This window comes from Paenibacillus sp. MT86 (assembly GCF_058792535.1).
In genome coordinates this window covers 6,117,991-6,141,032 of the sequence record NZ_CM179499.1, presented here as the reverse complement: position 1 = coordinate 6,141,032, position 23,042 = coordinate 6,117,991, and the positions used below count along the sequence as shown (strand labels likewise).

Sequence of the window (23,042 nt, the reverse complement as noted above, 5' to 3'; positions counted from 1 at the left end):
ATATATAATCATTATCAGGGGGTAGTAAAGATGAACAAAATGAAATTATCACTCGTGATGCTGCTGGCTTTCTCGCTGCTGCTTGCAGCTTGCGGCGGCAAGTCGGAAGAAGGCCAGGGCGGAAGCTCGAATGGAGCTTCCGGCGATGTCAAAACGGTCAAGATTTTTCAATTCAAAACCGAGATCGTGGACGGCTTGAATGAGCTTAAAGTCGAATTCGAGAAGGAATACCCGAACATCAAGCTGGATATTCAAACGGTAGGCGGCGGCGCTGACTATGGTGCTGCATTGAAAACCAAATTCGCATCCAACGATGCGCCGGATATTTTCTCCAATGGCGGCGACGCCGAGATGGAGATGTGGATCGACCGTCTCGAGGATCTGTCCGATCAGCCTTGGGTGAACGATCTGGTCGACATGGCGAAAGAGCCGATGACCAAAGACGGTAAAGTATACGGCATGCCGATGAACCTTGAAGGATGGGGTTACATCTACAATAAGGATTTGTTTGAGCAGGCCGGCATTACCGAGCTTCCAAAAACATATACTCAGCTGGCAGATGCCGCGAAGAAGCTGGAAGCCGCAGGCATAACTCCTTTTGCGAACGCTTACCAGGAATGGTGGTTGATCGGCAACCAGGGCATTAACCCGGCATTCGCCCAGCAGGATGACCCGAATGCGTTTATCCAGGGCTTGAACGACGGCACGCAAAAATTCGTGGGCAATGGGAAGTTCGAAGAGTGGACCAAGCTGATGCAGCTGACATTGGACCACGGCAACAAGAACCCGCTGACCACCGACTACAATACGGCCATTTCCCTGCTGGCTACAGGTAAAGCGGCCATGATGCAGAACGGGAACTGGGCTCAAACCGAGATCGATGCCATCAATCCGGATCTGAATCTCGGCTACCTGCCGATGCCGCTTGGCGACAATGCGGAGCAAAACGACAAGCTGAACGTCGGCGTACCTGCGAACCTGGTCATTAACAAAGATTCCGCGTCGAAGGAAGAAGCGAAGATCTTCCTGAACTGGTTTGTCACATCCGATATCGGCAAAGAGTACATCGTGAAAAAATTCAAATTCATCCCGGCCTTGAAGACCATCGAAGCAACGCCTGAGGATATGGGCGATTTGGGTTCGGCCGTATGGGAGTACGTGCAGGCAGGCAAAGTGCTGCCAAGACAATCCGCGAAGTTCCCGGACGGCGCGGCACAGGAATTCTCCGGCGCGATGCAGGCATTCTTCGCCGGCAAATCCGATACGAACAAAATGCTTGAAGATATGCAGACATCCTGGGATAGCTTGAGCAAGTAAGGAGCCATGCAAAATTTAAGTTAGCAGACCGTTCATAAGAGGTATGATCCCTTGTCCGACAAGATAGGGGGTGGTACCTCTTTTCTATAGCAGAGTCTACGAAGGAGGCAATTCTATGATTAATCAACGTTTTCCTAAGATATGGTATGGCGGGGATTACAACCCCGAGCAATGGGACAAGGCAACGATGGAAGAGGACCTGCGGATGTTCGAGCTGGCGGGCGTCGACGTGGCGACTCTCAATGTATTCTCCTGGGCCAAAACGCAGCGCGATGAGGAAAGCTATGATTTCGCGTGGCTTGATGAGATTATGGACCGCCTGGCGGAGGAGCAGGTTCACGTCTGTTTGGCAACCGGCACGGGGGCGCACCCTGCTTGGATGGCCAAGAAATACCCGGACATCCTGCGCGTCGATTACGATGGACGCAAACGCAAATTCGGCGGCCGCCATAATTCATGTCCGAACAGCCCGACCTATCGCAAATACTCCGTGCTGATGGCGCGCAAGCTGGCTGAACGGTACAAGGATCACCCGGCGCTGGTCATCTGGCACGTCTCCAATGAGTATGGCGGGTATTGTTATTGCGACAACTGCGAGCGTCAGTTCCGCGTCTGGCTGAAAGAGCGTTACGGGTCGCTAGATAAGCTGAACGCCGCATGGAATACCGGGTTTTGGGGCCATACCTTCTACGAGTGGGACGAGATCGTGGTACCGAATGCGCTCAGCGAGGAATTCGGCGGAAACCGGTCGTTCTTCCAGGGAATATCGCTGGATTACCGCCGTTTCCAGTCCGACAGCCTGCTGCAATGTTACCGGCTGGAAAGAGATGAGCTGAAGAAGGTCACGCCGGATATTCAGGTCACCACCAATCTGATGGGCTTTTATCCGGAGCTTGATTACTTCGAGTGGGCGAAGCATATGGATGTGGTGTCCTGGGACAACTATCCCGCGATCGATACGCCGGTGAGCTTTACGGCGATGTCGCATAACCTGATGCGCGGGCTGAGAAGCGGACAGCCGTTCATGCTGATGGAGCAGACCCCGAGCGTTCAGAACTGGTCGCCCTATAACTCCGCGAAGCGTCCCGGCGTCATGCGGCTGTGGAGTTATCAGGCCGTAGCGCACGGCGCGGATACGGTCATGTTCTTCCAGCTCCGCCGCTCCGTGGGGGCGTGCGAGAAATTCCACGGCGCATTGATCGAGCATGTCGGACATGAGCATACCCGGGTCTTCCGGGAGTGCGCGGAGCTGGGGCAAGAGCTGCAGCAGCTCGGAGACAAGCTGCTCGACTCCCGTTCGGACGCCAAGGTGGCGATCATGTACGACTGGGAGAACCGCTGGGCGCTGGAGCTGTCCAGCGGGCCTTCCAAAGCCCTGAACTACGTGGATGAGGTTCATAAATATTATGACGCGCTGTATCAGCAGAATATCCAGACCGATATCATCAGCGTCGAAGAGGATCTAAGCAAGTATGATATCGTGATTGCCCCCGTGATGTACATGGTGAAGCCGGGCGTTGCCCAGCGCGTGGAGCAGTTCGTATCGCAGGGCGGTACCTTTGTGACCACCTTCTTCAGCGGCATCGTTAATGAGAACGATCTGGTGACGCTCGGAGGTCATCCGGGCGAGCTGCGCAACGTGACCGGCATATGGGCTGAGGAAATCGATGCCCTGCTGCCCGGAATGCAAAATCAGATCGACATGAAGCAGGATTGGGGATCGCTGCGTGGAAGTTATCCATGTGGAATTTTGTGCGATGTCATCCATGCGGAGACGGCGGAGGTTCTGGCTGAGTACGGATCCGACTTCTACAAAGGCACGCCTGTTTTAACGAAGAATGCGTTTGGCGAAGGGCAGGCCTATTATGTGGCCAGCAGTCCGGATGCGCAGTTCCTGCAAGGGTTTCTTGCCAATCTGTGCGAAGAACAAGGCGTGAAGCCGCTGCTGGATACGCCACAAGGGGTAGAGGTGGTGGAACGGGTGAAGGACGGAAACTCCTATCTGTTCATATTGAACCACAATGCCGAAGAGATGACGTTTGATGCAGGTTCTGCCAATTCATTCGATCTCCTGGGCAGCCGGCAGGTTACGGGCCATGTCACGATTCCGGGAAGGGACGTCATGATTCTGGAACGGGCTGCCGCCGCCCGGTCTTAAAGAGAGCAAGGAGATCTTACTCGGACCTTGGTTAGGGGGCAATAAACAGTGAGTATACATTTTCATGAGGATCTGGGGATATTCCATCTCCAGAGCGATCAGTCAAGTTATGTGATTGAGCTGGTGCGCGGCGTATATCCGGCGCATGCCTATTGGGGACGCCGGATTCGCGATAACCGCGTCCTAGGATTGCTGGAACGGAGGGGAAGAGCATCCTTTTCGCCGACGCCGTTTCGCGAGGATGCTTCCTTCTCCCTGGACAGTTTGCCTCAGGAATACCCGGGCTATGGCAGCGGCGATTTTCGGCAGCCTGCATATCAGGTGCAGCTGGCTAACGGGACCACGGTCACCGAGGCGGAATATGTCCGTCACCGGATCTACAGCGGCAAGCCGAAGCTTGAGGGCTTGCCTGCCGTATACACGGAACAGGATGACGAGGCGGATACGCTGGAGCTGGAACTGTTTGATCGGGTAAGCGGTTTGACGATTTATTTGTCTTATACGGTCATGAAGGCGTTTGACGCTATTTCCCGCTCCGTATCCTTCCGCAACGACAGCAAGGAGAACATGACGCTGCTGCGTGCCATGAGCGCTAGCGTGGATATGGATCACAGCCGTTATGACCTGCTGCATCTCCATGGGGCATGGGCGAGAGAGCGCCATGTGCAGCGCAGAAGACTATCCCCGGGCATGCAGGGCATCGAGAGCCGCAGGGGGTCAAGCAGCCATAACCACAATCCGTTCCTAGCGCTGCTGTCCGAGGGGGCAGGCGAAGAGTTCGGCGAGGTGTACGGCTTCAGTCTGGTATACAGCGGCAGCTTCTCCGCACAGGTCGAGGTGGACCAATACGATACGGCCCGGGTCACGATGGGATTGAATCCGTTCGATTTCACGTGGCTGCTGGAGCCGGGACAGTTGTTCCAGACGCCGGAAGCGGTGATGGTCTTCTCGGCGGAGGGCCTGGGCGGCATGTCCAGACGCTATCACAAAATGTACCGCACAAGGCTGTGCCGGGGGCAATTCCGGGATGCCACGCGCCCGGTGCTGGTGAACAATTGGGAAGCAACCTACTTCAACTTCAATGCCGATAAAATCGAGCAGATTGCAAGCGCGGGACGGGATCTCGGCATCGAGCTGTTCGTGCTGGACGACGGATGGTTCGGCAAGCGCAACGACGATACGACTTCCCTCGGGGATTGGGTCGTTGACAAGAACAAGCTGCCCGACGGCCTCGAGGATCTCGTGAAGAGGGTCCGCGGTCTGGATATGCAGTTCGGCTTGTGGTTTGAGCCGGAAATGATATCGCCGGACAGCGATCTGTACCGTCAGCATCCCGACTGGTGCCTGCACGTCGAAGGGCGCCGACGGACGGAAGGGAGACAGCAGCTGATCCTGGATTTCTCCCGCCAGGAAGTAGGCGACGCGGTGGCCGATATGGTTCGCGGCATCCTGAAAAGCGCGCCGATCACCTACGTGAAATGGGACATGAACCGGAACATGACGGAGATCGGATCGGCTGCGCTGCCGCCTGAGCGCCAGCGGGAAACGGCCCATCGCTATATGCTGGGTCTGTACAGGGTGATGGAACAGCTGACGACGGAGTTCCCGCATATTTTATTCGAGAGCTGCTCTGGGGGCGGCGGACGCTACGATCCGGGAATGCTGTATTACATGCCGCAGACGTGGACAAGCGATAACTCCGATGCCGTCAGCCGATTGAAGATCCAATACGGAACGAGCCTGGTTTATCCGCTTAGCTCCATGGGAGCGCATGTGTCCGCCGTTCCGAATCATCAGGTGCACCGGAATACTTCGCTGCGGACGAGAGGACACGCGGCAATGTCGGGCAATTTCGGTTATGAGCTGGACCTGACGGCCTTCAGCGAACAGGAGAAGGAGGAGGTCCGCGAGCAGGTAATGCTATACAAAGAGATTCGGCATCTCGTGCAGTTCGGGGATTTCTACCGTCTTCGGAACCCGTTCGAAGGGAATGAAGCGGCCTGGACGATCGTCTCCGAGGATCGATCTGAAGCGGTGCTGTATTATTTCCGCATCTTAAGCGAGGCGAATGAGCCGATTCGGTGGCTGCGTACGATGGGGCTGGATCCGGAAGGGGATTACAAGTGCCTGGAGGACGGGAACATCTACGGCGGAGACCGGCTGATGAACGCCGGCTTGGCTGTTCCGCCGATGCATGGCGATTTCCAAAGCTTTATCTGGAGATTCGAACGGGTATAAGTTGTTTACTAAAAGCCTGCGGAAGCTATCTGTGTCCCTAGCGCAACGTTATATCAAGGTTGTCCGGCATCAAGCTGCGGGAGAAGCCAAAAGAACCGCCAGAGAAGCACTCTCTGGCGGTTCTTGCTGTTTCTACCGGCTGCATTCAGGTCGCCGTGATGGAATAAATGCCGCGTTCCGTTGTGAGCACCACTTGACGGTCTTGAATCTCCGCGGCCGTTAACCCGTCCAGCCCGATGACGAAGGCATTGCTTGGCAGCGGGGCTTCGTGGCCTGCCGTAATGACCACGCCGGGGCCGTGCAGCAGAAGAGCGTGGCGATCTCCATACCCGTCGTTGGACTGCGCTTGCTGCTGCTGATGTTCAAATCGTTCCAGCCGTAATTCAACCTGGTCTTGATCCTTCTCTTCTTGTTTGGATATGTGCAGCGTGCGGTTGCTATTGGATTGAAGCCAGTTCGTAACCTCTTCGATCGATGGATTCATCATGGACACCTTCCTTGATTTTAGGGTGGCTTCAACTAGTCTGTCCACGAATGGGGTTCGTTATTTCAATCCGGACTGGGTTTCTCCCGCGGGAAGTCGACGGAAAAATTAACGCAGTTCAAACCCTCTTCTTCGATATTACGTGTTAAGATAGTTAAAGAATATGGAACAAACGCATGCTACATATGGAGGGGCCATGAGCAAGAAATGGTATTACGTGCTCGCCATCCTGCTCGCAGCCTGCAGCTGGATCGGGAATGTCTGGTATTACGAAGCCAACCAACTGGGAAGAACCGTATTCCTCGAGCATCATGTGGAGACAAGGGAAGGGGGAGGCCGCGTATTCGACTTGTATTATGTGGAGGACAAACAAGCAGATAAGAGGCTGAGCTCCATCCGGATCGAAGGTTACCCTGGACAGATCGTCACGCCCTATCCCCAATATGCGGAGTATCAGAGGCAGTACTTAGGAAAAATAATGGTGAACTTAAATGCCCCTGAGAAAAAAGGGACGGGAGAGAAGCTGGAGGAGCCGGTTCTCATTCGGGAAGTTACCGCGCTTTATTCCGACGGAAGCTCGGAGCAAGTGAATGTCGGGGAAATATACGTTTGGCCCGGCGTATATCGTCAGGAAGAGCAAGATCCGATATCGTGGACATCCGGCGGATCTTCCTCCGATCATTCGGGATACGACTCCGCTGTTTTGAAGCGTCCGGTACAGTTAACGGCGTTCTCCTCGAAACTGCTGGATATCGCTCTAGAGGGGCATCTCCGAATCTATGCCGACATTTCAAGTCAAATACCAGGTACCAGCTACCGGTCGCAGCCTTCGGAAGCGCACATCGAGTTAAGAGGCGAGCCCATCGATGAGATTCAGCTTCCACTTAACATTCATAAAGGGGATTCCATTCGAATCAGCCATCAATTTGATATGCCGTCGCTTGAGAAGAGTTTGCAGGTTTACCAGCTCCTATTGAAAACAACCTTTATGGAGGAAAGCGGTCGCCAGTGGCATGGAGAAACGGTAATTCCCTATCACCCGAGACCGACAGATCAAGAATTGTCGGAATTTGTCCGGGATAGCAGGAGGACACCATGAGTAGGGCTTACGGGCGTATGGGCTGGGGCCTGTTGATTGTACTTGTCGACTTTAAGCTGGACTTGGTGGATATGTTGCCCGATATGCTCGGGTACCTGCTGATCGCTTCGGGATTATGGCGGCTCCAGAAGTTGAACGGATATTTTAAGGCAGGGCATCTGTCGGCTTGGCTGCTGATGACCTGGTCGGTGTTACAATTGTTTTGGTTTACCGGAGCGGGGATAGACGGCTTACCCGTGCAATCCGCGAAGGATGTATGGATCCAGCTGCCTGCCCTCTGCTTGCATACCGTATTGATTTACGGAATTTGCAGAGGCATCCAGGCGCATTTCGCGGGTAACGCGCCCGGACTGGATCACAAGGCAAGCTTCCGGCTGGGCTTATTTATGGCGGGACAGCTCCTGTGGCTGATCGTGTACCCATTCGTTTTAAATCTGGATTCGGGCGATATGTTCCTTGTGTTCTTACTGTGCTCGCTTATCGTAATGGCGGCCGAGATCGCGGTTCTGCTCCTGGTCAGGCTTGCCGTACGGGAATCGACCGAGATTTAGGAATAAAGCGCTATACCCAGGTTTGTTAACGATTATGAAATCAATCATGTTGAACCATTGTCTTTGCTGGGATGATACACGATCGTAACGCCCAGCTGGTTATATATTTCTTCGGTGTAGTGGTGATCCGGGCAGTGCTTGATCGTTGCCATGTCTTCTTGCCTGGAGATCAGCTTCTGCTCGCAGTCGGGACAGCGGTCCTGGAATAGAAATTTCAGCTTATTCAACATGATCACCACACACCTCCTTAATTTCCGATACAAATACTTGGGTTTATTATAAATCAACAGCGAGGCACATTCAATAGCAATGTGCCCCGGCAACGATATCAAATGAACGGAGATCGATCACCTTGATAGTGCAACTTGTAGTCATGGTCTTTATAGGTATCATCGGTTCTTTTTTCTCAGGGCTGCTGGGAATAGGCGGGGCGATCATTAATTTCCCCCTGCTTCTATATGTACCTTCCTGGTTTGGACTGGAGGCCTTCACCTCCAAGGAGGTCGCATCCATCAGTATGCTGCAGGTATTTTTTGCTTCCTTGTCAGGCATGCTAACCAATCGGATGAGTTCGCGCGGCGGTGAGTCGTACGTTCACAAGCGATTGGTCATCCAGATGGGGGCCAGTACCCTGATTGGCAGTCTGATCGGGAGCCTGTCCTCGATGCTCATGACGAGCGGAACGATTAACGTGATTTATGGATTTCTGGCGGTAATCGCGGTGTTATTGATGATTGTGCCGACCCGGGCATCCATGGAGAACAGATCGGTGAGCGAGGTGACTTACCATGCATGGATTGCAATGGGAGCTGCCTTTATTGTCGGCGGCATTGCCGGAATCGTCGGGGCCGGCGGCGCCTTTATCCTGATCCCCATTATGCTGACGGTTCTTAAGATCCCGACGCGAATCACCATCGCATCCTCGCTCGCGATCGTCTTTCTGTCCGCGGTCGGGGGCGTTATCGGCAAAATCGCCTCGGGCGACATTCCGATTTGGCCGTCCCTGTTTGCCGTTGCCGGAAGCTTGATGGGTGCCCCCATCGGCGCGATTATCAGCCGCAAGATGAACGTCCGCCTGCTGAGGTACGCCTTGGCTCTTCTCATTGCGGTGACGGCGGTCAAGATCTGGATCGATATTTTAGGGTAAGTAAAGAGGTAGAACCTTATTCATCATGATGGAAGAGGAGGAGATGAACGATGAAAACCAATCGGCTGGGCTCTTCGGAATTGTATGTAAGCGAAATCGGGCTGGGCTGCATGTCGCTGGGTACGGACGAAGGACAAGCGGTGAAGCTTATTCATGAAGCGTTGGATCAGGGCGTGAATTTTCTGGATACGGCGGACTTATATGATGCAGGCCGCAACGAGGAACTGGTAGGCAAAGCGATTCAGGGGCGGCGCGAGGACGTCATCATCGCCACCAAAGTGGGCAACCGCCGCGTGCCGGGACAGGAGGGCTGGGTATGGGATCCTTCGAAGGACTACATCAAATCAGCCGTTAAGGACAGTCTGCGCAGGCTGGGTACGGATTATATCGATCTGTACCAGCTTCACGGGGGGACGCTGGATGATCCGATCGAAGAGACGATTGAAGCTTTTGAAGAACTGAAGCGGGAAGGGTGGATTCGATATTACGGCATATCGTCCATCCGGCCGAACGTCATCCGCGAATATGTCGCTAAATCCCATATCGTCAGCGTCATGAGCCAGTACAGCATCCTGGACCGGAGACCGGAGGAAACGGTCCTTGATCTGCTTGAGGAGAACGGAATATCCGCGATTGCCCGGGGTCCCGTTGCCCGCGGCATCTTATCGGACCGAGGACAAGCCAAAGCCGAGAAGGGATACCTGGATTACAGCAAACAAGAGCTGCTCGACGCGTTCAAGAGGCTCGAAGCGTTTGGAAAAGGCCGGGATTTGTCCCAGCTGGCGATTCGTTATGCTTTGGCCCATGCCGCTGTGGCCTGCACCATTCCCGGGGCGAGCTCGCTTGAACAGCTGCTGCATAACCTGGCTGCGGGGGATATGGAAGCTTTATCGCCTCAGGACATCCAATCGATCCAGGCGATCAGCCGCGCCAACCAATATGAGGCGCATCGGTAACACCGGGAGCGATAAGCGTGTGAATGGTCTATCCCGTTAATCTTTTGGGGCATGAAATATTTATGGCCTGAAGATTTAGGGATGAACCGCATTCCCGCATGTTATAATAACTGGATAAGAGCCTGACGTCAGGCGAAATAGTTCATGCCCGCAATCCGCTTTTAGGATCACGGGCTTTTTTGTACCTTATTTGTACTTTATCAATAAATTGGCGTCAAACCTTGGGGAATGTCAAACTTTTTGAAGCGATGGTTCGTTCCAAGGAACGTAAACCGCGCGGCTTATGCCATAATCGTACATGGTGAAAGGATTCTAGAATGATTACCATTGAGCATCTATCAAAAACCTATCGCAAGGGCGCTTGGGCGCTCTTGGATGTTTCATTACAATTGGATAAAGGCATGACGGGTCTGCTAGGACCCAATGGCGCCGGCAAAACAACCTTAATGCGCATCCTGGCAACCTTATTGACGCCGACTTCCGGGCAGGTGAGGGTGAACGGAATATCCCTTGGACGGCCGGAGGAGATTCGGCAGATGATCGGTTATTTGCCGCAGCATTTTCACATTTACCCGCAGCTGACCGGCAGAGATTATCTGGATTATGTGGCGGCCATGAAGGGGATCACGGACCGGAGCGCCAGGCTGAAGGAGATCTCCAGGCTGCTTGAGATGGTCAACCTTCAGGAGAAGGCGGACAAAAAAGTGCGCACGTACTCGGGGGGCATGAAGCAAAGATTGGGCATAGCCCAAGCGCTGCTCGGTTCCCCGGATATTTTGATCGTAGACGAGCCGACGTCGGGGCTGGATCCCCAGGAGCGTGTCCGGTTCCGGAATGTGTTAACCCGTTTCAGCATCGACCGGACGGTCCTGTTGTCCACTCATATCGTAGCGGATATCGAGAGCAACTGCCGTCGCATCGCCGTAATGAACAAGGGGAGATTGGCCATGAACGGCAGCCTGCCCGAACTGCAGGCCTGCGGGAAGGGACAAGTGTGGGAAGCGGTGATGGGCCATGAAGAATTTGCCTTGATGGATCCCATGTCCGTCGTGTCCACTCGAACGGTACCGGAAGGCGTGCTTTGCCGGTTTATCAGTGCAGCGGCCCCCGTGACCGGCGCGTTTCCGGCGGATCCGACCCTGGAGGACGGCTATCTGGCTCTGCTGCGGAGGGATCGCCATGCATAAGTGGTGGAGGCATAGTCTGCTGGAGCTGCGGCTTTTGTTCGGCAATCCCTTGTTTGCCTCGCTTCCGGTCCTCTACGCGATCCTGTTCATCGTCATCATGCTGCAGGCGGCAAGCGGAAACGGACCGAATCATAACCTGTATTCGGCTGCGTATTCCTTTCATATGCTGGGTCATACGATGACGCTGGGTCCGGCGATGTTAATCGGCATCTTGTCCATCCGGCGGGATGTCCGCCGTCGGTCGTTTGAATGGAACCACAGCCTGCCTGTGTCCTTCTTCACCCTGCTGTCGTCGAAATATGCGGTCAGCTTGCTGTACTTTTCCCTGTTTACCCTCTCGACGTCGGTTATATTCTATATCCTGTCGGTCAGCCAGGGGATAGCCGGTGATATCGCGATGGTGCATACGATGCAATTCGCGGTGCAGTATGAGGTTTCCTATATGGTGACGCTCGCGCTAGCGATGCTCCTCGGGGCAAGCATTCCGAATCGGATCGTGTATTTGATCGGTTTCTGTGCATGGATGTTTGGAACGTTTTTTATGGAAATTTATTTTATCAGCGAATTAAGATGGATGCCGGCCCAAGTGTTTCACCTTAACCAATTCTTCCTTCAATCCAATCGGTTTGAATATGAGAATTGGGGGTACGGCCTGCTATCCAAGGATATCCAGCTGTCCCGTTGGTTCGTGCTGGCTTTCACCTTCCTGCTGCTGACGGTGTGTTTGTTCTTGTTAAACTCGAAGCGCCCCACGATGCTGAAAAAGGCAGGGTGGCTGGGCGTGCTGGGGGCTGTCGTGTTGACGGCAGCCGCCGCCGTGCCCTACGGGACGCTTTGGGCGGAACGATATGCCCAAATTGATGCGAAGCTGGAGGACCCGACGATTTCTTATGTCGATGATCCTGAAAATATAGCCTTCTATCATGTGTCTTCCTATGACATCAAGCTGAAACGGCTGCCAAACGACGAGCTACGCGTGACGGCGAAGCTAACGATACCAGCCTCCGAAATATCGGGCATGAGGCAGCTGCCGTTAACCTTGAACCGGATGTTCAAGCTTGAACGTGTCCAACTCCAGGGCATCGATGCTCCTTATCGCAGACAGGGAGAGCGGATATCGATCAGGATGGTTGGCGATGCCAAGGGAGGGAACCTTCAAGCCGAGCTGGAATATAGGGGCAAGGTGATGGATTTTATGTCCGGGTACTCCAATGAAGAATTTGCGGCCTATAGCGTGGGGCCTGAAGTTAAGCTGGAGGGGCATATGGCCTGGTATCCGCTTCCCGGTCATCAGGAGGTATATTTAAAGAGTGATAATGGAGACCTTTCGTCGAAATACGTTTATCTGGGCTGGCAATACGGCAAGCTGCGCTACTCTGACGGAGAGATGAAGCTGGTTGTGGAGGGGTATCCGCAACCCTTGTATACGGGAATGAAAGAGCTGGAGCGGAAGCCGGGCTACCAGCGGTTTGAGGACAGGGAGATCGAGCAGAATATCTCTCTGTACGGGGGACAATTCTGGAAGGAAATCCACCGGAATGATCTCCCGATTACCATCGTGACAACGCCTTATCTGGAGAAGGCATCCGTAACGCTGCTGAGGGATATGAAAAAGAAATATGACTATTTTTCCGAGTGGATACCCGAGTTCAACAGCAGCGTCGAGAAGATCTTGTATTTGGGCCAAGGTTTTGATTACCCTCAGGTGAATCATCGCCTGATTCTGTCCTCGAACCACTACACCTATAACTTCGCGAACTTGCCCGGCGAATGGATGAACTCGATTCTGTTCGGCAACCAGGGTGCGTTCCATTATAATTTTGAGCATCCGGAACGAGACGTGCGCGGAAAGATCAGCAGTCTTTTCTGGTATGTATATTACGTAGAGGAGAAAGGGCTTAGCGATAAACAATTAAGATCGGCTTACGGAAATCTCCGGTCGGTACAGCAGCTGTTGTTCAAAAACGGAAGCGGGGAAGATCCCCAAAACCAAATAGGCATAAGTATGGCCAGACAGGTTAGAAAGGCGCTGGAGGAAGGCAGAGGGAATCAGGTCAAAGAGCTGCTGGTGCAGTTTTATGGGCGGGGGCTGATGCTTCCCGACACCGAACGCAACCCGGCGTTACGACCGGAGAACCCGATCACGTACAAAGAGTGGCAGCAGAAGTGGGATGCCATGATGAATGTCAAATAATGACGACTATGCACCTGCACGCCGTCGGTTATAATTGAGAAATAGTTATAACGGAAGATGAGAATGCATGTAGAAAGGGGGGGGAGGCATGATTTCCGATCAGCAGCTTTCCGAACGCATGGCTGCCGGCGACCAGGAAGCGTTTGAAATGCTGGTGACGAGGTACCATGGTCCGCTGCTCAGTTATACGACCCAGAGGCTGGCCGACAGGCAAAAGGCCCAGGATATCGTTCAGGAAACCTTTATCCGGCTCATCCGGCATCTGAAGCAGCACGGGACGCTCGAGCATGTTCGCTCCTGGCTGTACCGCGTCGCTCTGAATATGTGCAAGGATTATTGGAAAAGCTCATCCTACAGGTCCGAAGGTCTTGCGGGTGAGGAGATGCCGGATGCATACGACCCTGAACCGGGCGCGGAGGAGCTTGTGGAAAGGCAGGAAACTTCCCTCGAAATTGCGGCGTCGCTCGAGACCTTGCCCGATATACAACAGGAAGTCATATCGCTTCGGTTCTTTCATGACCTGAAGCTGCAGGAAATCGCCGACCTGGTCGACCTCCCCTTGAGTACGGTCAAAACGCATTTATATAACGGCTTGAGAAAGCTGAAGAAAACATTGTCCACGGAGCATTCCGATTTGGTTCCCGTCCATTCGTCCCGAAGGACGCGGGAGAAGAATCCTCAGGAACAGGTACGGAACCGCTCCAAGTCGGAAGAGTCTGATTCGCAGAGCAAAGTAAAAGAAAGTGAGGTGTATCTCCATGGATCATCCATTCGATAATGAATTGAGAAGACTTGAAGACGAGCTTCGCGGCCCGCTCAGACGCGCGGCTCTTCCGTCGCCGACGCCGGATGAGACGGCCCAGCTCATCGCGTCCCTTCAGGGGGAGTTCAATCAGCTCCGGATTGAGCCCGAGTCTCCCAAGCTGGATTTTAATCCGCAGGTCGACCCGCCCTCATTGAAACAGATCCTTCGGAGCCAGATTCGATTGAATCAAAGATCCATTCTGCTCACGGCAGGCGCGGTATTCTGCATGCTGGTCATGCTGATCGATCCGGAATATCCGCTTGATCAATTTGCCGGATTGCCCGGCGGCATTTTTCCATTGATTACCCCTCTGCTGCTGATCGTATCGATGCTGTTCAGCAGCCGAACCTGGGATAAAGGGATGCGGGCCGTGGAGACGCTGACCCCTTACCCGCCGGCACTGGTCTTGTATACCCGCCTGCTTCTCGTGACAGGCATCGTCGTCGGAATGGCCTTGCTCAGTACCCTTGCGCTCGGGCTTCGATCCATCCAAGCAGAATCCTCCCGCTTTTTATTCGGACCGTTTATTCTGGAGTGGATGGGCATTCTGCTGGTGACGGGAGGGGCCGCGATGTATATGCTGTTTCGCAAAGGCATGGTCTATTCGCTGATCTCGGCGGTGTTGGTGTACGGCATGTGGATCGTGATACAGGGCCAGATCGTGGACCACGGCGTTTCCATGAGCGGCAAGATGCTGACGGACATGTCCCTGCTTGTGATCGGCTTGATTCTGCTGATTTCTTCCTACGGACGCAGCTTGAAGCTGAACGGAGCCTGGAGATTGGCGAATGATTAGGCTGGAAGGACTGGAACGGCAGGCAGGTACGTACCGGCTTGAAATCGAGAAAGCGGAGATTCAATCCGGCCTGAACCTCATCGTGGGGGCGAACGGCGCCGGAAAAACAACCCTGATCGAGCTGCTGACCACGCTGCAGGCACCCGATGCAGGCGAGATCCTGTACAGCGGGCGCAGGGCAGGGGATCATTTGCCGCTGATCCGCAGTCAAATCGGGTATGTTCCGGCGGATATCGAGCTGTATGGAGATATGAAGGTCGGCAAGCTGCTGACCTATATGGCCGAATTGAAGGGCGTGTTTAACCCGGAGGCTATTGACAGGCTGATGGCGGACTTTCGGCTGGAGCCTTTCCGCAAGAGCAAGGTCAAGAATTTGTCGCAAGGGGTGCAGCGGCGCATTGCCGTCGTACAAGCGCTGTTGGCCTCGCCGTCTTTTCTGTTCTTGGATGAGCCTTTGAACGGCATGGACGCGGAGGAGCGCAAATTTCTCATCACGTATCTGACCAAATACGCCCGGGGCCGTATGGTGATCGTTGCGGCCCACGAGCTGAACGAATGGGAAGAGGCGGCGGATACCGTGATCTGGATACACCGCGGCCGCCTCCGGTTTATCGGTTCGCCGACCCAATGGAAGCTGAATGTGGCCTCCAGCGTCTGGGAAGGCGAGATCGATTTGGAAGACTTTGAGCGGATACCGCAGGAGCTGCTGATTCATTTTCAAATGACGGAGCATCGGATGAGAGTCAGGCTGATGGGGAAAAAGCAGCCGGGTCCCGAGTTCATGGAGAAGGCGCCTACACTGGAGGACACCTTTTTCCTGCATATGAACGCCTTAGCCAGACGCGGCTGAGTATAGCTTGGATCATGAAAAATCATCGCCTTCATTCGGGCGATGATTTTTGCGTTTTCATTCGTTTAAATTCGCCTACTTGGTCGTTTTTCCGCTCTTATGCCTCCAATTATAAATCCACGAAGCAACCATGGTGGAAGGCAAAAACAAGACTTGCGTATTGTAGTGGAGCTGTTCTTCTTGAAACGACATGTTGTTGTAATACGTTTCCTGATCGACCCCCTGCTTTCGGGGATCTTCCTTTAACGCTGCAATATACCGGTACTGTACGGGAATCATGATCAGGAATGCGGCGACCAAAACGCCCGCAATAATCCACATCTCAGAACTCATACGTACACGCTCCTTTGGTTTATCGTATATGGAAAGCCATATTAATATACACTACGTATAAATCTCGGAATGGATTCAAATATTTACCATATGAACGCCCGTCATGCCGATTTTATCTATCGAAAGCCAATCATCCGTTTCAGAACAGGGTAAGGAAGGGTAGGCACGGTGCGCGTCATCGTTGAACGGCGGCAAGCGACTGTGGCATGAAAGGATGAATTCGGAAGGGAGCGAGAAATCATGGGAACCGTAAGTAAACAGGGAACGGAGAAGGTGGCGCTGGTAACGGGCGCTGGCGCGGGAATCGGACGAGGCATTGCCAAGGTGCTGGCTGAAAAAGGCTACCGGCTGGCGATGACCTACAATTCGAGCAAAGAAGGAATCGTGGATGTAGCGGAGGACATCGGCCATACCTATGGCAAGGAGCCGCTTATTATTCAGAGCGATTTAACCGTTCGCAGCGAAGCGGAGAATACGATACGAAAGACGCTGGAGGAATTCGGCCGGATCGATTTGCTGGTGAACAATGCCGGTATCGGTCTATACGACGAGCTGACAGAGCTTGAAGAGGATGCGCTGGACATGACGATTCATCTTGATTTCCGGGCGCCGATGCTGCTCAGCAAATATGCGGTTCGGGAGATGATCGCCCAAGGAATTCCGGGAAATGTCATTTTCATTACGTCCTCCCGGGGAGAGAGAGCCTATCCGAAGGACAGCATCTACGGCGGCATGAAGGCGGCACTGATCCGCGCGGCGCAATCGCTGGCGCTGGAATGGGCGCCGCATGGCATCCGCGTAAACTGCGTGGCACCGGGGGCAACCGTTCACAAGCCGGACCAATCAGCAGAGGACGAGCCGCTGGGAAGAAAAATTCCGCTAGGAAGGCTCGGCACGCCGTCGGACATCGGGGAAGCCATCGCTTGGCTGTGCTCGGATGCGGCTTCCTACATTACCGGCATTAACCTTCGTATTGACGGCGGCCTGATCTTGCCGGGCATGCCGGAGGATACGTCCCCGGAAGCCGGATATGGATGGGGTAAAGTTTATCAAGAGGAGAAGGAATGAAGGGGTTTTCAAACCTCATGCAAAATAAAATATTATATTCCGATGTAATTAGTTGGGTATAGCTCTTTTCAAACGAAGGAAAGTATGAGAGAATGGGAGCAATTATGAAATGATCATACTTTCCATATGAAGAAAAGGGAGGAAATACCCATGTCAGAAGAACGCCAATTTTCCATTGAAACGCTAGCGGTTCACGCCGGTCAGGAGCTTGACCCGACCACATTATCCCGCGCGGTCCCTCTTTACCAGACCACTTCCTACGGGTTTAAAGACAGCGAGCACGCAGCTAATCTGTTTGCGCTTAAAGAATTCGGCAACATCTATACGCGTATCATGAACCCGACCACGGATGTATTCGAGAAACGGATTGCAGCGCTTGAAGGCGGGGCCGGAGCACTGGCGACATCTTCCGGGCAGGCAGCCATCACCTTCTCCATTCTGAACATCGCGGGTGCAGGTGATGAAATCGTTTCCTCCTCGAGTTTGTATGGCGGCACTTATAATTTATTTTCCAATACGCTGGCGAAGCTGGGCATCAAGGTCCATTTCGTGGATTCCACGGATCCGGAAAATTTCCGCCAAGCGATCAACGGCAAGACGAAGGCGCTGTTCGCCGAAACGATCGGCAACCCGCAGGGGAATGTGCTGGACGTGGAAGCCGTTGCGGCCATCGCGCATGAGAACGGCATTCCGCTGATCGTCGACAATACGTTCCCTAGCCCGTATCTGCTGCGTCCGATTGAATATGGAGCGGATATCGTCGTTCATTCCGCGACCAAATTCATCGGCGGCCACGGCACTTCCATCGGCGGGGTCATTGTCGATAGCGGTAAATTCGATTGGACGGCTAATGACAAGTTCCCGGGATTGACGCAGCCGGATCCAAGCTATCATGGCGTCGTGTATACAGAAGCCGTAGGCCCGATCGCTTACATTATCAAAGCGCGTGTGCAGCTGCTGCGGGATATCGGCGCGTCGCTGTCCCCGTTCAATTCCTGGCTGCTGCTGCAAGGACTGGAAACGCTGCATCTCCGGGTGGAGCGACATAGCGAGAATGCGCTGAAGGTTGCCAAGTATCTGGAGAATCACGAAGCCGTGGAATGGGTCAGCTATGCAGGGCTGCCGAGCCACCCTTCGTATGAGCTGGCGCAAAAGTACCTGCCGAAGGGCCAAGGCGCCATTCTGACCTTTGGCATTAAAGGCGGGGCAGCAGCAGGGCAGAAGGTGATCGAGAACGTGAAGCTGTTCTCACACCTTGCCAATGTTGGCGATTCCAAGTCGCTTATCATTCATCCGGCCAGCACGACGCATCAGCAGCTGTCCGAAGACGAGCAGCTTACGGCAGGCGTCAATCCGGAACTGCTGCGTCTGTCGATCGGGACCGAGTCCATCGACGATATTTTGTACGATCTGGAACAAGCGATTGCGGCCAGCCAGAAGTAAGACAATCCTGCTATATCGATAGGTAAGACAAAGGGCGCTTTCCCTCTTGGGGGGAAGGCGCCCTATTTTTGTGATGCCACACGGCAGTTACCCCGTTGATTCGATGTAGTCGATCCAGGGATGACCTTCCGGAAATTGTGTGCGGAGCGATTGGGCCAGCCACTCTATAGCCTCATGGTCCAGGGTGGGTAGGACCGTCCTGAAATCCCGCTCGTCTTTATCGCGGATGTTCTTGCTGCCTCCTTTACACAGGAGTTGTATTTCCGGCTTCAGGTAGGGGATTCCTTGGTCTGTCTTCAACAAGATATCGCGAAGCGGTCTTCGGATCGACGGTTGCCGGTGATAGACCCAGCAATCCTGTTCGGTTTCCGTCAACATGAGCTGGAATGCAAATGGAGTTTTGTCATTCCTGCTGACCCATACGTCCCCGACGGAATGTAGATACTCGCCTTCTTCCCATAACGACAAGTTTCCTTGATCGGCTTTGTACAGCGTCCAAGCTTTGGTTAAGGCGGCGTAAACATCGGCCTGCTCTTCGCGATGGATCAGGATATCGGTATCGCTGTGTTCTCTGGTCTGCTCTCCCAAATGCAAATCTAACGCCCATCCTCCTGCGATATACCAATGTACGGGGATTTTCGCAAAAATCCCGGCAGCCTCCGATACGCTGACGGGTTCCCAATGGTCATAATCGGTTCGCATGTCCATTCCTCCTCTTTGTTCTCTCGCTTCGGGCCCGTTCCTCCATTATAGATGGTCGGGAAATGGTCGGGGCGGATATTTTTTCAGCCGGCGTTTATCCCATGCACTGTATATTTCCAATTGTTTCATAATAACCTGTAAAGAAGCGTTTATCCAATTCAAGGTGAAAGGGAGTAGAAGGATAACCATGACGGAAAGGCATTGGGGAGCAGGCAGTGAATTGGGAGAGCGTTTATGGGAAGATAAGAAGTTTATCGGAGCAGAGGACATCACGGCAAACGATTTTTCTCCCGAGACGGATCTGCTGAAGCATTTTGCTATGGCAGGAGGAGTCACCCATGAGGAGGTATTGCTGTTACTGGCATCGCCTGACGACATTGAAGAAGCCCTCAGGGTTTCGGGGATTCGTCATAACGGCACGGACAGACCTTCCTTGACGCGACTGCTGGGGTGGAGTGACAGGAACCGAAGACTGAAAGTCATGAGCCGATCCGCGGATCCTGAATCCATAACACGTGATCTCGAGCAGGGTGCTCAGGGAATCGGACTGATACGCGGTGAGGATGCTTTGCAGCATGGCCTGCTGCAGGAGGTATATTCGGCATGGCTGAATTCACGGAGCGCGGAGAAGAGCGCTTTGTTAAGACGGAGACTCATTATGTTATGGGTGACGTATTGGGTGTCAGTGTTTCAAGCGGCAGCCGGAGCCCGATGCGCGATCAGTTTGCTGCAAGATGCCCGGCTTTCCAATACGATGGATTTACGCGAGGCGCAGGATGCTCAGCTCGAGTCCTTGTTCCGGGCGATGGAGCAGTGCGGGGCGGAAGGCATAGACTGCCATTTAGAGCTGTTGGCTGTGCGTCCGGCACATGCGGATGAGTTTATATCGATCCATAATTTTATCGAAGAAGTGGCGGAGCAGACGCTGATGGATCAGAAGCGTTTTGTCCGAATCCGCTACGGGGCGCTGCTTGGCGAAGGAATGAGCCCGATGGCTGCGGCGGAGATTGCCCGTTTGGCCGATGTGCTGGTATTCGATTGCGAAGGCATAGGGAATTCCGCATCATCGGATGAAGCAGGTCAGAAGGTCTCGGCGTTCTCGGAGATGATTAGTCGAATCAGACGAACGAAGCCGCAGTTGACGCTCCGGATCAATGGCGTGGGCACTGCGGATTTGCGGATGGTGTACCGGCAGGGCATACACGAGGTATGCTGTCATCCTTCGGAACTTGCGGCCATACGGATAACCGGCGCAAGATTGGAAATGCGGCGCAGATGTTCCACGATCATCGATTGATGGAATGAGAGCGCTTTATACGGTTTGGTTCATAAGAGAGGTCCTTGCGAAGAAATCGCTAGGACTTTTTTTACGTTTGGAAGCTCATCTGCCTCATATGTGTGGACAACAACTCCGATATTGCTCTTCAGAAATTAAGATGACGTGAAAAATATGGTTTACAAATGAAAGCAAAGTGAGTATGATACATATAAAGTTGTACGAAGGAAAATAAATTGTATAAGTTCAAAAATGATTCTCATTCTCATTTAGCATGCTGCTCCGGCCTAGCCGGGGCAGCATGTGTCATTTTAAGGGTAGTAATAATGGATTTCATTCTCAACTAGGAAGGTGATTGGTTATGCAATGGATACAAAATCAAACGACAACTGGACGCATATCGACGATAGAAAATGGAGCTGATCCGCGTGAGCCGAGGCAGCCGGGGAAATGGGATATCCGCAGCCTCCTGAGCAATGCGGAGGTAGTGGCTGCGCTTGGCAGCGGTCTGCTGATGCTGGTGGCCTGGCTGACCAGCCAATGGTCTGAGCCGCTCTCGGTTGTGTTATACGTGATATCCTACGCCGTAGGCGGATGGGTGAAAGCCAAAGAAGGCGTCGAGACCCTTCTCAAGGAACGCGATCTGGATGTGAACCTGCTGATGATCGCTGCCGCTATGGGGGCTGCGGCGATCGGATATTGGAACGAAGGCGCGATGCTGATCTTTATCTTTGCCCTCAGCGGAGCGCTTGAGAGTTATACGATGGAGAGAAGCCGCAAGGACATCTCGTCCTTGATGGAGCTGCAGCCGGAGACGGCCCTTCGCATCGAGAAGGGGGAAATGGTGTCGGTATCCATCAACAAGCTGGAGATCGGCGATCTCATCCTGGTGAAGCCGGGCGAGCTGATTCCGGCAGACGGCAAAATCTATCGCGGCAGTTCCTCCGTTAACCAGGCCTCCATTACCGGCGAATCCGTGCCGGTCGATAAGTCCGTAGGCGATGAAGTGTTCACAGGCACCTTAAACGGGGAAGGGGTCCTGTACATTGAGGTTACCCAATCGGCGGAATCTACTTTGTTCGCCAAGATCGTCCGGCTGGTGGAAGAAGCGGAGAACGAGGTGCCGGAATCGCAGCGGTTCATCAAGCGGTTCGAATCGATTTATGCCCACGTCGTAGTCATTGCGACCGTGGCGCTGATCGTTCTGGCCACTCCCGTTCTGGGATGGGATTGGGATACTACCTTTTATAAAGCGATGGTGTTTCTCGTTGTGGCATCCCCTTGCGCGCTGGTGTCTTCCATTATGCCAGCGATGCTGTCGGCGATTTCCAATCGTGCCCGAAAGGGTGTCTTGTTCAAGGGCGGTGCCCACATCGAGAATATGGCGCGCACGGCCGTTGTCGCATTTGATAAGACCGGTACCTTGACGCTCGGCACACCCATGGTTACGGATTTTATTGCAGGCGAGGGATGGGATCGGCACGAACTGCTTGGCATCAGCGCTTCCATCGAACGGATGTCGAAGCACCCGCTGGCTTTAGCGATTGTCCAATCAGCCGAGAAAGAGGGAGCACCGCTGCAGCAGGTAGAGAACGGTCAGTCCATCACTGGCTGGGGCATGCAGGCGGAAGTTGCAGGAGTCACCTGGAAAATAGGCAAAAGCGATATTCTGGATGAAGGGACCGGAGATCCGCGTTCGGGTGCGATTTCCGATCAAGATGAAAGGTTGGGCGCGGTTCAAGAGAATCGCCAGCACTGGCTGTCCATTCGGAACACGCTGGAATCCGAAGGCAAAACGGTATCCGTTATCCTGAAAGGGGACAGCATCGTGGGCATGATCGCGCTGCAGGACGCGGTCCGTCCTCAGGCAGCCATGGCCGTGAAGCGGCTCCAGCAGCTGGGCATCAAGGTAGCGATGCTGACGGGGGACCGTAAGGCGACGGCAGAAGTCATCGCCGAGCAAAGCGGCGTCGACATGGTGTTCTCCGACCTGCTGCCGGAAGATAAGGTTACCCATATTAAGGACCTGCGTGCCCGTTACGGCCATGTGGTCATGGTAGGGGATGGCGTGAACGATGCACCGGCACTGGCCACGGCAACCGTCGGCATCGGCATGGGCGTTTCGGGAAGCGGAACCGCGCTGGAGGTGGCGGATGCGGTGCTGATGAACGACAACATCGATGAAATCGCCGGTACCGTCAAAGTGGCACGCAAGGTTCAACGCATCGTAAAGCAAAACATGATATTTGCCATTACCGTCATCTTGACACTGATTGCAGCCAATTTCATCGAAGGCGTAGCGCTGCCGCTCGGGGTCATCGGCCACGAAGGAAGCACGATTCTGGTCATCCTGAACGGGCTGCGCCTCCTGCGCAGCAGCCGTTAATGGACTGAGTATCATCTGCAATGACAAAGCGTCCCCTTCTTTTCCTTGCTGG

20 protein-coding genes are annotated in these 23,042 nt (G+C 53.8%); 16 read left to right on the top strand and 4 right to left on the bottom strand.

Features of this window, described 5'->3' with window-relative positions; genetic code table 11:
- The first annotated feature begins 30 nt into the window (after positions 1 to 30).
- The 3 genes from AC3RCL_RS28050 (at position 31) to AC3RCL_RS28040 (ending at position 5,713) form a co-directional block, all read left to right on the top strand.
- Entirely contained in the window at positions 31 to 1,317 is a 1,287-nt protein-coding gene (locus AC3RCL_RS28050; RefSeq protein WP_213580955.1) for an ABC transporter substrate-binding protein, read from the top strand.
- Positions 1,318 to 1,432: 115 nt separating this feature from the next.
- The gene (locus tag AC3RCL_RS28045; protein ID WP_492533240.1) at positions 1,433 to 3,475 is read left to right on the top strand and encodes a beta-galactosidase; all 2,043 of its coding nucleotides are present in this window, start codon (positions 1,433 to 1,435) and stop codon (positions 3,473 to 3,475) included.
- 48 nt (positions 3,476 to 3,523) lie between these two features.
- Positions 3,524 to 5,713: an alpha-galactosidase gene (locus tag AC3RCL_RS28040; RefSeq protein WP_492533238.1), complete on the top strand. Its 2,190-nt coding sequence runs from the start codon at positions 3,524 to 3,526 to the stop codon at positions 5,711 to 5,713.
- A 145-nt stretch (positions 5,714 to 5,858) separates the two neighbouring features.
- Here AC3RCL_RS28040 and ymzB read toward each other — a convergent pair whose 3' ends face one another.
- The gene (gene ymzB / locus AC3RCL_RS28035) at positions 5,859 to 6,200 is read right to left on the bottom strand and encodes a protein YmzB (RefSeq protein WP_492533236.1); all 342 of its coding nucleotides are present in this window, start codon (positions 6,198 to 6,200) and stop codon (positions 5,859 to 5,861) included.
- A gap of 193 nt (positions 6,201 to 6,393) precedes the next feature.
- Here ymzB and AC3RCL_RS28030 point away from each other — a divergent pair, with 193 nt between their 5' ends.
- The gene (locus tag AC3RCL_RS28030; RefSeq protein ID WP_492533234.1) at positions 6,394 to 7,296 is read left to right on the top strand and encodes a hypothetical protein; all 903 of its coding nucleotides are present in this window, start codon (positions 6,394 to 6,396) and stop codon (positions 7,294 to 7,296) included.
- A complete protein-coding gene (locus AC3RCL_RS28025; RefSeq protein WP_492533232.1) occupies positions 7,293 to 7,847 on the top strand; it encodes a hypothetical protein in 555 nt (184 codons plus the stop codon). The genes AC3RCL_RS28030 and AC3RCL_RS28025 overlap by 4 nt, the downstream gene beginning before the upstream one ends.
- Positions 7,848 to 7,891: 44 nt before the next feature.
- On the opposite strand, the gene AC3RCL_RS28020 is transcribed toward AC3RCL_RS28025, so the two are convergent.
- The gene (locus tag AC3RCL_RS28020) at positions 7,892 to 8,077 is read right to left on the bottom strand and encodes a hypothetical protein (protein ID WP_015737517.1); all 186 of its coding nucleotides are present in this window, start codon (positions 8,075 to 8,077) and stop codon (positions 7,892 to 7,894) included.
- Positions 8,078 to 8,199: 122 nt separating this feature from the next.
- On the opposite strand from AC3RCL_RS28020, the gene AC3RCL_RS28015 reads away from it, so the two are divergent.
- From AC3RCL_RS28015 to AC3RCL_RS27985, 7 genes are all read left to right on the top strand, one after another.
- Positions 8,200 to 8,994, top strand: a complete 795-nt coding sequence (locus tag AC3RCL_RS28015) for a sulfite exporter TauE/SafE family protein (protein WP_081746330.1) — start codon at positions 8,200 to 8,202, stop codon at positions 8,992 to 8,994.
- 50 nt (positions 8,995 to 9,044) lie between these two features.
- A complete protein-coding gene (locus tag AC3RCL_RS28010; protein WP_492533229.1) occupies positions 9,045 to 9,950 on the top strand; it encodes an aldo/keto reductase in 906 nt (301 codons plus the stop codon).
- A gap of 317 nt (positions 9,951 to 10,267) precedes the next feature.
- Positions 10,268 to 11,137 carry an ABC transporter ATP-binding protein gene (locus tag AC3RCL_RS28005; protein WP_036663835.1) on the top strand — a complete coding sequence of 290 codons (870 nt, stop codon included), beginning with the start codon at positions 10,268 to 10,270 and terminating at the stop codon, positions 11,135 to 11,137.
- Complete coding sequence (locus AC3RCL_RS28000) at positions 11,130 to 13,331, top strand: ABC transporter permease (protein ID WP_492533227.1); 2,202 nt, start codon at positions 11,130 to 11,132, stop codon at positions 13,329 to 13,331. Before AC3RCL_RS28005 ends, AC3RCL_RS28000 begins: the two co-directional genes overlap by 8 nt.
- An 88-nt stretch (positions 13,332 to 13,419) precedes the next feature.
- Positions 13,420 to 14,109 (top strand): RNA polymerase sigma factor, encoded by a 690-nt coding sequence (locus AC3RCL_RS27995; RefSeq protein WP_492533225.1) that lies wholly within the window; start codon positions 13,420 to 13,422, stop codon positions 14,107 to 14,109.
- On the top strand, positions 14,090 to 14,932 hold the full coding sequence (locus AC3RCL_RS27990; RefSeq protein ID WP_015737511.1) for a hypothetical protein: 843 nt from the start codon (positions 14,090 to 14,092) through the stop codon (positions 14,930 to 14,932). Before AC3RCL_RS27995 ends, AC3RCL_RS27990 begins: the two co-directional genes overlap by 20 nt.
- The gene (locus tag AC3RCL_RS27985; protein ID WP_036663839.1) at positions 14,925 to 15,782 is read left to right on the top strand and encodes an ATP-binding cassette domain-containing protein; all 858 of its coding nucleotides are present in this window, start codon (positions 14,925 to 14,927) and stop codon (positions 15,780 to 15,782) included. Before AC3RCL_RS27990 ends, AC3RCL_RS27985 begins: the two co-directional genes overlap by 8 nt.
- A gap of 75 nt (positions 15,783 to 15,857) precedes the next feature.
- On the opposite strand, the gene AC3RCL_RS27980 is transcribed toward AC3RCL_RS27985, so the two are convergent.
- On the bottom strand, positions 15,858 to 16,115 hold the full coding sequence (locus tag AC3RCL_RS27980; RefSeq protein WP_015737509.1) for a DUF3949 domain-containing protein: 258 nt from the start codon (positions 16,113 to 16,115) through the stop codon (positions 15,858 to 15,860).
- 240 nt (positions 16,116 to 16,355) lie between these two features.
- Here AC3RCL_RS27980 and AC3RCL_RS27975 point away from each other — a divergent pair, with 240 nt between their 5' ends.
- Positions 16,356 to 17,183: an SDR family NAD(P)-dependent oxidoreductase gene (locus AC3RCL_RS27975; protein WP_015737508.1), complete on the top strand. Its 828-nt coding sequence runs from the start codon at positions 16,356 to 16,358 to the stop codon at positions 17,181 to 17,183.
- A 150-nt stretch (positions 17,184 to 17,333) separates the two neighbouring features.
- Positions 17,334 to 18,626 carry a homocysteine synthase gene (locus tag AC3RCL_RS27970; protein ID WP_009594125.1) on the top strand — a complete coding sequence of 431 codons (1,293 nt, stop codon included), beginning with the start codon at positions 17,334 to 17,336 and terminating at the stop codon, positions 18,624 to 18,626.
- Positions 18,627 to 18,713: 87 nt separating this feature from the next.
- Here AC3RCL_RS27970 and AC3RCL_RS27965 read toward each other — a convergent pair whose 3' ends face one another.
- The gene (locus AC3RCL_RS27965; protein WP_340968970.1) at positions 18,714 to 19,328 is read right to left on the bottom strand and encodes a nucleotidyltransferase domain-containing protein; all 615 of its coding nucleotides are present in this window, start codon (positions 19,326 to 19,328) and stop codon (positions 18,714 to 18,716) included.
- A gap of 187 nt (positions 19,329 to 19,515) precedes the next feature.
- Here AC3RCL_RS27965 and AC3RCL_RS27960 point away from each other — a divergent pair, with 187 nt between their 5' ends.
- A complete protein-coding gene (locus AC3RCL_RS27960) occupies positions 19,516 to 20,625 on the top strand; it encodes a PEP-utilizing enzyme, TIM barrel domain protein (RefSeq protein ID WP_340968968.1) in 1,110 nt (369 codons plus the stop codon).
- A 340-nt stretch (positions 20,626 to 20,965) separates the two neighbouring features.
- Positions 20,966 to 22,990 carry a heavy metal translocating P-type ATPase gene (locus AC3RCL_RS27955; RefSeq protein WP_340968966.1) on the top strand — a complete coding sequence of 675 codons (2,025 nt, stop codon included), beginning with the start codon at positions 20,966 to 20,968 and terminating at the stop codon, positions 22,988 to 22,990.
- The last annotated feature ends 52 nt before the right edge of the window (positions 22,991 to 23,042 follow it).